The 15486-nt window shown below is 42.4% G+C and carries 9 protein-coding genes; 1 reads left to right on the forward strand and 8 read right to left on the reverse strand.

Features of this window, described 5'->3' with window-relative positions; all coding sequences use genetic code 11:
• Position 1 precedes the first annotated feature (1 nt).
• The 7 genes from PHEP_RS11020 to PHEP_RS11050 all read right to left on the reverse strand — a co-directional run bounded on the left by PHEP_RS11020 (position 2) and on the right by PHEP_RS11050 (position 11356).
• Positions 2-1933 carry a fasciclin domain-containing protein gene (locus PHEP_RS11020; RefSeq protein ID WP_015808039.1) on the reverse strand — a complete coding sequence of 644 codons (1932 nt, stop codon included), beginning with the start codon at positions 1931-1933 and terminating at the stop codon, positions 2-4.
• 212 nt (positions 1934-2145) lie between these two features.
• Positions 2146-3267, reverse strand: coding sequence for a sialidase family protein (locus PHEP_RS11025; protein ID WP_238326468.1), 1122 nt, complete (start codon positions 3265-3267; stop codon positions 2146-2148).
• A gap of 104 nt (positions 3268-3371) precedes the next feature.
• Positions 3372-4301, reverse strand: coding sequence for a dihydrodipicolinate synthase family protein (locus tag PHEP_RS11030; protein ID WP_015808041.1), 930 nt, complete (start codon positions 4299-4301; stop codon positions 3372-3374).
• A 1-nt stretch (position 4302) separates the two neighbouring features.
• Entirely contained in the window at positions 4303-5778 is a 1476-nt protein-coding gene (locus tag PHEP_RS11035) for a RagB/SusD family nutrient uptake outer membrane protein (RefSeq protein ID WP_015808042.1), read from the reverse strand.
• 37 nt (positions 5779-5815) lie between these two features.
• Positions 5816-9169 (reverse strand): SusC/RagA family TonB-linked outer membrane protein, encoded by a 3354-nt coding sequence (locus PHEP_RS11040; RefSeq protein WP_015808043.1) that lies wholly within the window; start codon positions 9167-9169, stop codon positions 5816-5818.
• A gap of 59 nt (positions 9170-9228) precedes the next feature.
• Positions 9229-10419 (reverse strand): sialidase family protein, encoded by a 1191-nt coding sequence (locus PHEP_RS11045; RefSeq protein ID WP_143715729.1) that lies wholly within the window; start codon positions 10417-10419, stop codon positions 9229-9231.
• Between the two features lie 250 nt (positions 10420-10669).
• Entirely contained in the window at positions 10670-11356 is a 687-nt protein-coding gene (locus tag PHEP_RS11050; protein WP_015808045.1) for a FadR/GntR family transcriptional regulator, read from the reverse strand.
• Between the two features lie 167 nt (positions 11357-11523).
• On the opposite strand from PHEP_RS11050, the gene PHEP_RS11055 reads away from it, so the two are divergent.
• Complete coding sequence (locus PHEP_RS11055) at positions 11524-13701, forward strand: bifunctional alpha,alpha-trehalose-phosphate synthase (UDP-forming)/trehalose-phosphatase (protein ID WP_015808046.1); 2178 nt, start codon at positions 11524-11526, stop codon at positions 13699-13701.
• Here PHEP_RS11055 and PHEP_RS11060 read toward each other — a convergent pair.
• Positions 13698-15482, reverse strand: a complete 1785-nt coding sequence (locus tag PHEP_RS11060; protein WP_015808047.1) for a glycoside hydrolase family 15 protein — start codon at positions 15480-15482, stop codon at positions 13698-13700. The genes PHEP_RS11055 and PHEP_RS11060 overlap by 4 nt on opposite strands.
• Positions 15483-15486: the final 4 nt, after the last annotated feature.

Genomic DNA, 15486 nt, shown 5'->3' on the forward strand with positions numbered 1-15486 from the left:
CTTAAAAAACCTGATTAATTTTGTGTACAACCCCATTACAGCCCTGAAGATTGGCTGCAACCGGTTTTATAGATTTACCTGTACTGTTGGTTATGGAGAAACTTTCCCATTGACCGTTAACTGTCAAATAATTCCCCGCCTTATTGGGCATACTTCCCTGCGATACCCCATCACTGAATACATAGCGGTTGGGAATGATGTGCGCATTTACAAAATTTTTGAGTGCATCAACCGTCATGGTGTTGACCTGCAGGCCGGCAGCCTGTATGGCTGCGTTGGTTGGGGCCAGTACGGTATAACTAAAAAATCCGGTCAGGTTCAGCTCTGTGACCAGGCCTGATTTTGTGCAGGCTGTTGTAAATAAGGAGAGTTCAGGATCTTTCTGTACCAAAGCGTAAACCGTTCTGGTCAGGTCGGCCTTGTCCATTGGTGTCAGGAAACCATCAATTTCATAGATGGCACCATTGCCGCGTTCCCAGGTGGGATTAGATTTGATCAAAGAAACGGTATTGCCCGTATAATCTATAAATTTGCTGTTGTCGTATAATATGTATCCAAATTCTGTTGGGTAAAAGCGTTTTCTGAAACCACCGTCAGCCCTTACATCAATATTGAGTATGCCGGTGCGGCAGGCATTCTGCCTGATCAGCAGGGTTGCCGCATCCATATCTTCAGCCAGTGGAAAGCCCCATTTTTCATCCGGTTGCAACAATATGGTCCTGGATCCGTGTTGAAAATATAGTCCGTCCGTTAAGCCAGATTCCAGGTTGGTATGCTGGAACATCCAGTCCCACTGACCGTAAATTCTCTTTTTCATATATACCCCACCTTCAACACTATTGAGCTTAGGTGGTTCCAGCATTTTATTTACCTTATAAATGATGCTGTTACTGGATACGATGGAGCCGACAATTGTTGGTGCTATTTTTTGAATGATCTGCGGATAATTGTTTGTTCTCAGTTCAGGGTTATTTCTTATAATGTCACTTTTGAACCAGGTATCGGCCAGGATACTGCTCCTGAGCACTTCGGAAATGATGAGTTTTGGAACCGAGTCTATATTGTTGTAAAGGTCGGCCAGATAAGGCTTAAAATAATTCATTAAAGCTTCATTGGTAGGTACAAATACAGTAGTCAGCACATTTTCATCTGCAAGGTTCCTGCCTATAGAATAAGATTTGATCAGTGTGGTATCCACCCAGCCGAATTCATCTTTTTCACCCAGAGAATAGGTCACTGTAGTTTCAAGCCATTTATTGTACATAGATACCTCCGGATCGGCTGCTATTGCGGCATCCGTTCTGGGCATCACCTCCAAAGGCGATTGTAGCACGTGGATAACGCCATTGCTGGCATCAATATCAAATTTGGTATCGGAGATCTTTGCCGTGCCGATCATAAAACCACTACCCGCGATGTTGTACAGCGTTTTGTAATCGTCCTGCTGGGCGGTAAAAAAAGAAGGTGTGAAAATCCTGATTGATTTGGAAGGCAGTGCAGTTTCGCTTCGCGTTTTATAAAAGGTGGCCTTTGTGGGGTTTAATCCATTTATAGCGTCTTTATACCTTTTTTCAATGTCATATTTATAATACATTCCATTGATGAAATGGTTGTTTACATATTGACGGAGCGCCAGTACCGGGACATCGGCTATGGATGTAAATCCCTTAGATTTAAAGTACGCATTTACCTGTTCGTTTGTAGGTGCAAAACAGGTATAAATGGCTGCTTCCCCCAGGGTTTTTCTAAGGTCCAGCTTGTCTATGATCTTTACAAAATCAGTTAGGTCAGGATCTTCACTTAATACCTGGATAATGTTTTTGTCGATTCTTCTTTCGGGGTTATAATGCTCTTGGAACTCTTTAGAACAGGATAGTCCAAATACAGTTAATATGACATACAGCAGTATGAAATATTTTTTAGTTTGTTTCATTGCAGGCTCATTAATTTTGCTGATTGTTTTAATAATAAACGCTACCTGCAAGGGTAAAGCCCGTTCATAATTAAATCGAAAAGCATTGATTAAAAGGTTATACAGTTTATTTTGGTTTGGTTTGTAATGAACTACATTTATTAGTTGTTATGTAGAACATATTTACAATATCAAATATGAAATATTAAATCGGGTATTCCAAATAATTGAATTTATTTCTTAGATGTGCCGGTTAGCCAGTTTAAACTGAAACGTTTCAAAACCAGGCTGTAATTAAAATTTCTGCCGGGGTTTGAGTTGGTCTCGTATAAACAATATATGGTTCCGTCTGCTCCAACAGCTACATCAGAATAGCCTGAGGTTCCTGTATCGATTACTTTTTTAACCGGCCAGCTTTGCCCTTCATCATTGCTGATCCTGGCAGTGAGGTTTTTGCGCGGATATTTAGGAATGTCCCTGCTGTCGGGATTGATAAACAGCATTCCCCCTCCCAGCTTTTCCGGCAGGCGCGTAATGGTAGCCATGCATACAGGTTCAAACAATTCTTCGTCGAAAACAGGTTTGCTCCACCCGCTGATCCCGTCTTTACTATAGCTAAGGCCCCTGCGGTGCTTTTCTGTTACGTTTCTGATATTGACCATCACACGTCCATCTTTAAGTTGGATGGCCATAGTTTCGCTGGGGTTCTTAAAATCGGGATTGTTGTCTGCTATAATTGCTCCCCTTTTCCAGGTGTGGCCCAGGTCGTCACTATAAATGGTAGCAATACAAGATGGCGCGTGACTTCTTCTGGGCAGCATTTTAGCCGGATTACTTAACCATACAGGAACCAGCAAACGGCCATTTTTTAACTGGATACTATGTCCTGGTCCTGGTGCAAGTACTTTCCAGTCATACTCCGGTTTAAAAGCATCAAAGGCATAGGTAATGTCTGCAGCCTTGCTCCATGTTTTTCCGTCATCTTTTGAAAAGGTATAGTAGGCCCTCGCATAATCCCGCTGGTATAGCAAATGGATGGTTCCATCTTTATCTACTATTGGAGTGGCATTACTTGTAGGTTCTCCGGTTTTTTTTGCGGCAATAATGACATGGGGTTCCCAGGTTTTTCCACCATTTGTACTCCTGCGCATCAGCAGATCCATATCTGCCCAGTCGCTTGCTGTTCCTATCCTGCCTTCACAAAATGCCAGTAAAGTGCCTTTTTGGGTAATCACCAAAGCCGGTATCCGCATAGAAGTATAAGTTTTATCGGGTGTAAAAACCAAGGTACTGTCTAATCCTGACCTTGAAATGTTCTGTTTTGTTGTTTTGCATCCTGTTGTTATAAATGTCAAAAAAAAACAAATAGTGATGAAAAATAGAGCGGTTTCGAGTGCAAACAGTTTGTGGTGTGCTCTGGTAAAAATTAGCATGGGTTTGGTTTAAGTATTGAAAATTTTTAATTGAAAACTTCGGGCAGGATCTCTTTGCATTTTTTTCTGATAGCGGGCACATCTTCCTCCGGTATCCAGCGGTAAGGCCAGCGCAGCCGCGGACTTATAGGTGTCCAGCCGCCCACTGCTGCCATAAATTTATCTACCGCCTGGTTGGCATAACCCTGATCTGTAATGTAGGGGACTATACATTCGTTCATAAACCGTTGAATTCTGGTCTCGAGTTCAAATGCTGTTTTATCCCCAATGTGTATATCGTTATACCATTTTTGCGCAAAGGCGGGGTTTAAACAGGCTACATTGGAATAGGCTCCATGTGCGCCCCTTGAAATGCCTGTTGCCAAATGGTGTCCGGGAATAAAAACCGAAAATGGTACTGGTAGCTCTTGCATGTCCTGGTACCATTGCACATCACCTCCTGCAACTTTGCATCCTGCAAGGGGAACTCCTGCTTGCAGAATATCTAAAAAATCTGCAGGTGAAAGCTTCTTTTTTGCATGTGGGGGATTGTACAGGATTAAGCCTATTGGATCAGCTGCTTTGGCCATCACCTTCAGAAATACGATGATTTCTTCAATGGTAGGTACAAACCAGTCAGGCAGGATCACCTGGATGGCCGAGGGTTTCAATGATCTGGCACGCTGTACCCGTTGCAGGGATATTTCGGGGCTCATGTGGGAAGCCCCGATCTGGAAAGGCATACCTGCCGCATTGCACTTTTTTGCAAGGAGCGCATTGATCAGATCAAACTCCTCTTCAGTCTGGTTATAAAATTCACCGGCTGTTCCGTTGGAGTAAATACCATCTACCTTAAAAGCGATCAGCGTATCTATTTCTTCTTCCAGCTGGCTGTAATTGATGCTGTCATCAATATTAAGGGGCAATAATAATGTCGCCCAGTTGCCGTATATTTCTGTTGCCTTAAGTGGGGTCATTTTATTGAATGTAGCCTTCTGTTTGTTTGATGTTTGGGTTATTTGCGAATACTGTGGTATTTAATGGCCAGAACAGTGGTGTGGTTTTTCCAGCCAGATTGGGCACATAGGTATATACATTGATGGTACCGCCTTTATGGAACCGGACCAAATCATACCAGCGTTTATTTTCAAAAAACAGCTCCCTGCCGCGTTCATCAAGAATTTCCTTTTCTACATCAGTCTTCAAAACAGAAGCGGTATAGTCGCCAGTACCCGCCCTGAACCTTACCTTATTCAGGTATTCCAATGCTTTCGGAATATTGTTCAACGCTGCATAAGCTTCTGCTTTCATCAGAAAAATATCAGATAACCTGTAAATGATGATGTCATTATCTGAAACACGGCTGTCCGGATACACGTTACCAGGATATTTTGTGATCCAGGAGATCTTTGGTCCAGAGGCCTGAATTTCAGTGATCCAGGTATAAGGAATCCGTTTGTCGGCCACATTGGTAAATAAGGCCCTGGATTTGGGGCTGATCTGGTAAGCGCCTTGTCCGTTTACGGTAGTTTGTGCATAAGGTATCTGGCTTAGGTTTAATGCGCCCTGTACACCAGCTAAATAAGGCAATGCGTTAAGTCCGTAATTATTGGAAATCTCATCCCTCTGAAAATAAGCGGCCAGGGCCACTTCTGTGTTGCCTGCTGCTCTGATGCCAGTTACGTTTTTATAGTCCTGGTTCAGGATTAAACCGGAAGCTTCTACTTCAGTTATGGCTGCTATGGCACTGTTAAAATCCGGATCGGTACCACCCAGTACTTTTGCGCTCCAAAGATAGGCATCAGCTTTCAGGGCCATAGCCGATCCGTAAGCAAAGCGGTACTTTGATGGATAAACACCTTTAGAAAAACCTCCGATACTGGTAAAATTCTGGATGGCCAGGTCAAGGTCTGACTGGATCTGCTTCATTACATCGCTGGCTTTTGCCCTGGATAGCAAGGGGACATTTTCGTCTACTACCGCATCCAGCATAATGGGGGCATCGCCAATGATTCTGGTTAAATGGAAGTAGAAATAGGCCCGAAGGCAATAGGTTTCTGCCAGTATCCTTTTTTTAAGGTCAGGATTAGCTGCAAAAGGAAAGGCCTCAATTTTGGCCAGCAATAAATTGCAGTTTCCAATGGCCTTGTACCAGTTGTTGTAATTAATTGCCCCAGAGGTGGGTGTAATGATCTGTGTCCAGGCTACCCCGAACCTGGAATTTAAGGCGGCTACAAGCTCTTCACTCCTTTCTGTACCATATACAATATCGTTGGAAAATGTACGCATCGAGGTATATATACCGGTAACATAAGGCTCAAAATCGTTTTCATTTTTAAAGAAAACGGCATCAGTAATGCTGGATTGAGGGGTTACTTCCAGTATTTTTTTACAAGCCGGACTTAAAGCAGATAAAAAAATAGCTGATATGATGGTTATTGCTGTCTTTTTCATAATTGAAATTTGTTTAAAAACTGATTTGCAAGTTTGATCAGAACTTTAATGTGGCACCCAATAAAAATTGTCTTGGTCTTGGATACCCACCCGGATCAAAACCTGTATATACTTCAGGGTTTAAGCCTTCATAAGCGGTTAAATAACCCAAATTATATATCGTTGCAAAAATATTTAAGCCGGATGCGCGTATTTTATTGAGTATTTTTTTAGGGATATCATAAGCAATTGAAATTTCCCTGAAAGCGAGAAAGTCGCCCTTTGAAAACATGGCCGATACATCGGAATTGTAACCGTTGTTATTTCCAAGTGTTCCGTTGCGCAGATAATTGCGTTGTCCAAAATCGAAGTCTGCAAAAGAAAAACGTGCGTATTTTTTATCTGTGTCGCCCTGGTTCTGCCAGATATCGGGGCCGATTGCAATAGCAGGAGCTCCTTCATTAAAAGCCCTTCCCTGTCCCAGTGAGCGTGCCAGGGCACCATTACTGATCAGATGTCCCAATGCATAATCCATGGTAAACCTGAGGCTCAGGTTTTTGTACTTAAATGTATTTTGCATCCCACCCATTTTATTGGGGTTTCTGTAGCCCATAAATACCTGGTCTTTGGTGTCGATTACACCATCGCCGTTTACATCATCAAAAATGAAATCTCCACCACGTTTTCCTACAGCTATACCTTGCGGTGAAGCCAGGTTGTCTTTCACTTTGGCATTCCAGGCTGCAGCCTCAGCATCAGTGGCAAAAACCCCTGTTACCCGGTAAGCATAAATCGGAAAGGGTCTTTCCCCCTCTGCAAAACCACCCCTCTCTACCAATGCATTTGATGCCGGATCGAACACCAGGTCTCCTCCCTGTCTGTTCTTCAAACGGCCGTTTGCGGGTAGTTTGGTGATCAACTGCTGGTTGTAAGAAAAGGATAAATTGGTATTCCAGTTAAAATCCCTGGTTTTAACAATTGCAGCGCCCAGTTCTATCTCAACACCACGGTTCCGTAGTTCACCATTGTTAAATGTAATAGAGGCAAAAGGAGATTCAGAAGGTAATGGTTTAGAGTCTAGCCTGTCTTTGGTCAGTTTATTATAATAATCTACTGTCAGGTTAATGCGGCTGTTAAAGAAAGAAGCGTCAAAAGCCAGGTCTGTTGTTGCAGTGGATTCCCATTTCAGGTTGGGATTGGCCAGATTGGCTCTTAAGATACCAGAACCTAAGGCATAGCTTGATGTAGTATATCCGCCATAAGTATCCGTGATACTCAGGTCGCTAAGTCCTGCAGTACCCCAGCTGGCCCTTAGTTTTAAGGCATTTACTGCCTTTAAATTCCAGAACTCTTCTTTATGAATGTTCCATCCTACAGAAACAGAAGGAAAAAAGGCATATTTATTTTCCGGGGTGAAGTTAGAAAAACCATCATACCTTAAAGAGCCGGTCAGTAAATATTTAGCTTTATAATCGTAATTGAATTGTCCGAATGCACTGGCAGACCTTGTTTCGCCTATCGAAGTACCAAAATTGGTCACATTGGTAACTACTACGCCATTAACAATGGTTGTAGAGGGTTCGTCTATGGTATAGATATAATCATTGGAACCTCTTTGAGAACCAAGACTGGCAATATGATTGGTATTTCTGGTATAGTTAACACCTGCCAGCACCATAAAATTATGCGCATTTTGCAAACTGAAATCATACTGTAATACCTGATCGATCATCAGTTGTCTGGAGTTTCTTGTATAATCCGTTTTCTGACGTTGGGTAGCAGGCTGTATCTCATCGGCAGGAGTACCTTTTCTCATAAACAGTTCCTTGTAATCATCTATCAGATAAGAAAATGACGGTTTAAAATGCAACCCTTTTATAATGGTCAGGTCGCCCGCAACCCTCGATACCAGCCGTTCGGTTGAGGTTCGCGTATCGTCATATTTTAAAGTGTGAAAGCGGTTACGAACGGTATACAATTCACCGGGCATAGGGTTGCCGTCATCTTTAAAAGTACGGATCAATGGAGTTATCCTTACTGCCCTTACCAGATCATTCTGATAGGCATCAACATAATTGGGCATCACGTTCTGATAATTGAGCATCACATCCAGCCTGAAATTATCTGCTGCTTTAAAACCGAAATTTCCAAGGGCATCATAGCGTTTATATTTGGTGCCTACAAATACCCCTGCCTGATTGGTATAGCTCATCGATAAATTATAGTCAGATTTTTCACTCCCCCCACTAATACCCAGATTTTCATTGTTGCTCAAACCCGTATTCCATAGCATGTCCTGGTAGTTGTTATCGGCATACAATAACCTTGTACCCGGATTGATGGGATCGTCCATTACTTTCCAGCCTTTAGACAATAGGTTGTCTACATACGCCTGTCCTTCAACCGAGACAATGTTGTCATATAAGGCAGTCAGGTTGATGTTCTTTCCATACTGTCCTTTGGCGGTGTAAACCTTTGTTCCGGCCGAAAAACCACCATTGTTGAGCAGATTATTTTTGTCCAGTGCATCGGCTGTATTTTTGACCGTGGTACGTGCCAGCCGAAGGTATTCTTCTGCGTTCAGGTAGTCATAATCACGGGCCTGTGTTTCCCAGGTGGTACGGTGGTTAAGCGAAATGCTCATCTTACCATTGGCATTTCCACTTTTTGTTTTAATAACGATGACACCGTTTGCACCCCTGGCCCCATAAATAGCCGTAGATGCGGCATCTTTCATTACCTGCATGGATTCTATATTATCGGGGTTCACATCATTCATTGATCTGAATACCCCGTCTACTACTACTAACGGACTATTGGCGTCAGAAGCACCTGTAGAGCTGCCGTTATTGTTGCCCAGTCCGGATCCGTAAGCATTGGGCTTGGTACCGCCCCTGATGATGATGTTCGTAGCCCCAACACCCGGCTGCCCGGTGGTAACCGGTACTGAAACACCTGCAATTTTGCCCTGTAAAGCCTGGACAGGATTAGGGTTTGCCGTATTTTTAAGTTCATCCGGCGAGAGTTTGGAAATGGCTGCAGTGGTCTTGCTCCTCGACTGTTGTGTATAACCCACAATTAAAACCTCATCCATTGTACTCACATCCGGTTCCAGTACCACGTCAAGCCTGGCCTGGCCATTTACAGCTATTTCTTTTGTTCTGTGGCCGATATAAGAAAATATCAGTACGCCATCACCGGATGGCAGTTTGATGAAATATTTGCCGTTTACATCAGTAGAAGTACCCATGGTAGTTCCCTTCAGCTTTATACTCACACCCGGTAGTGTTTCTTTGTCCGTTCCGGAGCTTACCTTTCCCGAGATCAGCAGGCCAGCGTTTTGGCCTGTAACCTTTGTCGCAACAAAAAGACAGCACAGCATGGACAGAAAAATAAAGGTCTTTTTCTTCATAACAGGTTTAATTTTAATATTTGGTTTATGGTTATATTGCTGTAATATGTACAAACAGCTTATGGTTCTGTACTGCCGTTTAATATCCAGGCCAGATTGAACTTGTTGAATTCTATGGATTTATTACTTTCACTGTCACTTACATTCTCATTGTATTCAATTAAAGCACCCACGCAATAATCTGCGGTTTTTACCATGCTGGAATATCCACCATGTACCACCGTTGTAGTTTGGTAATTACAATTGGCGGCACTGTAAAGCGCCCTGCTCTTTGGCCAGGTAAGTCCGTCATCATAGCTGATCCTGGCTGTCATGTTGCAGCGTTGACCTGTACCATTGGGATTAAGAAATATGATTCTTCTATTCGGCAAATCGGTATTATAGCGTAAAACAGAACCTTCACACTTGGGGTCGGGCAAGGCTGCAACTGTTGTAAATGCCGGAAATCCAGCACCGATTGAGCCTACAGATTTTCTTCTTGTTTTGGACGCATTCCATTCTGTAGTACCCGGCCTGTCGTTGCGCATCAAAGTCCCGTCCATCAGTTCTACTATTGTACTTTCATCGGTGCCTCCGGGAATGAGCTGATATTGCCAGGTAGCACCATGGTTATCGCTGTAAATATTTCTGCCCAATGCCGGAACTACCAGCCGGCCCGGGGTATTGTAATTGGTTTGTATGCCAATACCAGGACCCACACAGTCCCATTTATAGCCGGGAGGTGTAAGTGTTGCTGTCCGGTCTACCGGTACAGACCAGGTAGCCCCATGATCGTCACTATATGAAGTATGTATCCTGCGGTCTCCCCAGGCCTGGAAATCCGACCATTGCATTTTATATTGGTCATTCCATTCCATAAACAACCATATACGGCCATTTGTACCCTGCCCCGCATCGTAAACAGCTGTAGGATTACCCCAGGTACCAGCCCCACTTCCCACAACTTCACCCAGTGCCGACCAGGTGCTGCCATTATTTGTAGACCTTTTAAAGACAATATTAATGTCACCGTAGTCGCTGGGGCTCCATCTTCTACCCTCTGCAAAGGCTACGAGCGTACCGTTATTGGTCTTGATAATAGATGGAATGCGGAAAGAATGGTAGATACTTTCATTGCCGCCGTTAAATAGTACTATGCTGGAATATACCGGGGCTGCCAGGGCGGCAACAGTTACCTGTTCTTCTTTTCTGATATTTTGATTTTCAAAAGAAGACAAGGCTTCCGGACTTTTAGCACAGCCCGTTATCATACATAAAATAAAACTCAGATAGCAAAGAATTGAAACCTTGTTTCTGCTAACACTTAATTTCTTGAAGTGATACATAGGATTATATTTGGTTACTAAATAGTAGTTATGTAGTACATATCAAATGTGGGAAGTATTTTCTATATATCCAAATATTTTTATCTTGTAAAAAACGTTTAAAAAAAGAAGGCAATAAAAAAGCCCGTAGCTAACAACTACAGGCTTTTTTTTAAAGCTATTAAATATTATAAATTTATTTCAGCCTGTCAAAGTGAGGTTTAAGATGTGCTTCCATTCCTTTTTTGAAATCATCTTTTGTTCCTGTTTTTAAAATCTGTACCAGGTCAAGATGGTTTACTTTTCCCATCGTAGGTTTCTTTTCAAGTGTAACTACATAATCAAAAATCGGAAGCAGCATGATCTGGAACCTTTTAAGCGTGTCATTGCCCGACATTTCATAAAGCTTTCCATGAAAAGCAATCTCATTCTTAATCCGGAAAGAATTATCATGGTTTACCTCTTTCTTTGCAATGCTTTCCAATTCTGCAATATCTTTATCTGTTTTTCTGATATAGATCAGATCTGCCAGCCCGATTTCCAAAACCAGTCTCAGTTCAAAAATATCCTGTAAGGTCTCTGTATCAATAATCAGCGGATCCAGTACACGTTCAAAGGTACCCAGTATATCTGGCCTTGCCAGTATCATCCCCCGCTTTTTCTTGGTCTCTATCATGCCCAGCATCCTCAACCTGCTCAATGCTTCACGAAGCACATTTCTGCTTACATCCAGGGCCTCAGCTAATTCCAGTTCTTTGGGCAAGGCATCACCAGGACGAAAAGATTTCTTTTTCAGGTATTCTCTTAGCCTGACCTCAACAATATCAGCCATCGTATTTGAGGTAATTGGAGCCAGGTCTTTACTTAAGTTATTTATTGCCATAGTTTAATTGTAATTCAAAAATGAGATATTTTTTGTTAACATGTACTACAATATTAAAAAAAACTAAAAACCCTTTGAGGATTGAAAGCCCCTAAGACTCACTGGTTTTAACTCAAAAACCGATAAATTCAAACAAATTACGCATTTGATCGTTGTTTTAAGTAATAATGATAACAAATAGTAAAACAATAATTGTATCCAATCGCTTACCGGTTAAAATTACAGAAGAAAACGGGGAATATATACTTAGCCCGAGTGAAGGCGGCCTGGCCACTGGTTTAGGTTCTGTGTATAAAAGAAATAACAACATCTGGATTGGCTGGCCGGGCATAGAAATCCCTGAGCACCGGCAGGCTGAAGTCACCGAGAAACTAGCCGGTTTAAATCTTATACCTGTTTTCTTAAGTAATGAAGAGATCAGTCTATATTACGAAGGCTTTTCAAATGAAGTACTCTGGCCGGTATTCCATTATCTGGTTACTTACGCAAATTTTGAACAGGCTTATTGGGATTCCTACAAAACTGTAAATGAGAAATTTAAGGCGGTTACTTTAAATCACCTTAACAGCGACGATATCATATGGATTCACGATTACCAGCTGCTCCTGCTGCCTTGTCTCATAAGGTCGGAGCAGCAGGAAGTTACCATAGGCTTTTTTCAGCACATTCCTTTTCCTTCGTTTGAAATTTTCCGGCTCATCCCCTGGAGGGAACAATTGATTGCGGGAATGCTGGGCGCTGATCTGCTGGGCTTTCATACTTTTGATGATGCCAGACACTTTTTAAGTGCGGCATCCAGACTTTCTTCCAGTAACCTGTCGGACAATATACTTATCTATAAGAACCGACAGGTAGTAGTAGAGGCTTTTCCAATGGGTATAGATGCAGAAAAATTTGATAAGCTGACCAGAACGGAAAAAGTAGCCCGGTATACCAGCTCATTTAAAGCCAGTCTGAAAAATGTAAAGACCATACTTACTATTGACAGACTGGATTACAGTAAGGGTATATTGCAACGTTTACAGGCTTTTGAACTGCTGTTACAACTACATCCTGAATATATCGGTAAACTTGCACTTTACATGATTGTTGTGCCTTCAAGGGATACAGTACCCAGGTATAAAGAATTAAAAGATCAGATAGATCAGCTTGTAGGAAATATAAATGCCCGTTTCCGGACCATCAACTGGGTACCCGTACATTATTTTTACAGGTCATTCTCTGTCGAATTTCTTTCGGCCATTTACAGTACGGCTGATATCTGCCTCGTAACACCCATGCGCGACGGGATGAACCTGGTTAGTAAAGAATATGTGGCTTCAAGAAGCAACGGGGATGGCGTACTGATATTAAGTGAAATGGCCGGTGCCTCAAAAGAACTAAATGAGGCCCTAATTGTAAACCCAAATGACATTGGCAACATTATGGAGGCTATTGTGCAGGCCATAAACATGTCGCCTGAAGAGCAGCATAAAAGAATAAAAAGTATGCGTGCCATTGTAAACAAGTTTAACATCCATCTTTGGGTCAAAAACTTTATGGATAAACTTAATGAAGTAAAATCGATGCAGGAATCTTTACATACCAAACATGCAGTAGCAGCAGTAAGGGCACAAATTGCGGCAGACTATAAAAAGGCAAAAGACCGGTATATTTTTCTGGATTATGATGGTACCCTGGTGGGTTTTAAAGGTGATATTGATCAGGCCTCACCTGATGAGGAATTGTATTCAATTTTAAACAAGCTGATCCTTGACCCTGCAAACCGCGTAATACTGATCAGTGGACGCCGTTATCAGACCTTACAGCAATGGTTCGGACATTTAAATCTGGATATGATTGCCGAACACGGCGCATGGCAGAAATACAGGGATGCAGAATGGAAGGCCCTGCCCCTGCTTACCGATAAATGGAAACAGGAGATCAGAACTGTACTGGATATCTATACCGACCGCACCCCTGGTTCTTTTATCGAAGAAAAAAGTTATTCGCTGGTTTGGCATTACCGTAAGGCCGAGGAAGGTTTGGGCGAATTAAGGGCCAATGAGATCATCAATCATTTGCGGATGGTTATTGCCGATAAAGGACTGCAGATGATGCCCGGAAACAAGGTTATAGAATTTAAAAATATTGAAGTAAACAAAGGTAAAGCAGCACAAAACTGGCTTTATGATAACGATCCCGATTTTATACTGGCACTTGGTGATGACCATACGGACGAAGATATCTTTAAAGCTTTAGCGCCCGAAGCATATACCATTAAAGTGGGCAGTAACATTTCAGCGGCCCGGTATTACCTCAAAGATTATAAAGAAGTAAGAGAACTGCTTAAAGACCTGTGTTAAAGAAACACAGGTCTGTCCAGTTTTATCGCAATCCTGTGCGCGGCATTCATCAGGCCAACATGACTGTAAGCCTGCGGAAAATTGCCCCACTGACTGCCGTCATTTTCATCAACATCCTCACTAAACAACAACAGGTGGTTGGCATATTTAATGATAGATTCAAACTCCTTGATGGCATCATCCAGGCGCCCAACACAGGCCAGGGCCTCCACATACCAGAACGCACAGATTAGAAAGGTGGTTTTAGGCCGGCCAAAATCATCCTTATGTAAATACCTGTAGAACAGTCCGTTTTCGGCCTTTAGTTCCTGCTCCAGGGCAATCAGATGATCTTTGGCTTTTTGTGATAAAGGATCTAAATAATTCATTAATATGAGTTGCAGGGTACTGGCATCCAGATACGGACTGCCTACAGCATGGTTGTAAACCTTACGTACCGGATCATAACAGTCCTCTATGTGCCTGGCGGCTTTATCAATTAATATCTGTGCACGTTCTTCATACAATTTATTCCCTATTGTTCTGGCCATTTTTAAGGCTGCATTGGCACCAGCCCATTGAAACAGATTGGTATAACAATGGGTATTGGCAATGTTTCTGAATTCCCATATCCCTGCATCTTTCTCATCAATTGTACGTTCTATCTTTTTCAGCAGATAATCCAGCCATTTTTCAGAATCCTTTCTTTCAGAATAAATAAAACGGTGATCTGTGTATAAAGGCAGCATAGAAACCAGAACCTGTCCATAAATATCATTTTGTATATGTTCATAAGCCTGGTTACCTACGCGGATTGGCTTGTTGCCCATATAGCCCTTCAGATGCCCCAGTTTTCGCTCGGTAAGTACCCTTTCTCCGGCAATGCCAAACAAAGGCTGGTATCGTTCATCATCCCTGAAAGAAATATCTGTAATGTAATTGAAATACCGCTCCATCTCTTCAAAGTGGCCAATGTGATTTAATGAAGTGATCACATAATAAGTGTCGCGCATCCAGCAATAGCGGTAGTCCCAGTTCCTGCCGCTCCCATCCGATTCCGGTAAGCTGGTTGTACTGGCTGCAATAATGGCCCCTGTATCCTCATACTGATGAATTTTTAAGGTCAAAGCTGAACGGATGACATACGACTGGTAAAAACCGGCAATCGTAGAATGTTTGATCCAGGTCCGCCAGTATTTAATGGTTTCCCTTAAAAAGCGCTCTGCAGTGCTGATAATGGGTGCATCCAGTTCATGCCCGTAAGTCAGTATCAGGTATTTGGGCTCATTCAAAGCAAAATATTTCTCATCTTCAATATAGCTTAATGAAATATTGGTGCTCAGTTGCATATCCTCATCATCCCCATTAAATTCAATGTGGTTGCTGCCCCTGCTGCCCTTTTGTTTTTTACGCCCATATTCATATACCGGCTTACATCTCACCCTTATCCTGGGATTACCTTCCAGGGGCTCTATTTTTCTGATCAGCATCAGGGGTTTATAATACCGTTCAAACTGATAAAAACGGGGGGCAAAGTCCATCACCCTGTATTTTCCTTCCGGATTGCTTATTTCGGTACAAATGACATTGGTATTTTCCAGATAATACTGCCGCGATATATACTCACCAGCTGGTAATACGGAAAATTCCCCGCCTTTTTCTTTATCCAGCAAGCCCCCAAATACAAAGCTGCTGTCAAACCTTGGCCAGCAAAGCCAGTCTACATTTGTATTTTTATTGATGTGGGCAAGATAAGCGCAATTTCCAATAATTCCCGTTTGGTAGGTGTGTCTCTCAGTCATACAT

This window comes from Pedobacter heparinus DSM 2366, from assembly GCF_000023825.1.
GTDB lineage: Bacteria > Bacteroidota > Bacteroidia > Sphingobacteriales > Sphingobacteriaceae > Pedobacter > Pedobacter heparinus.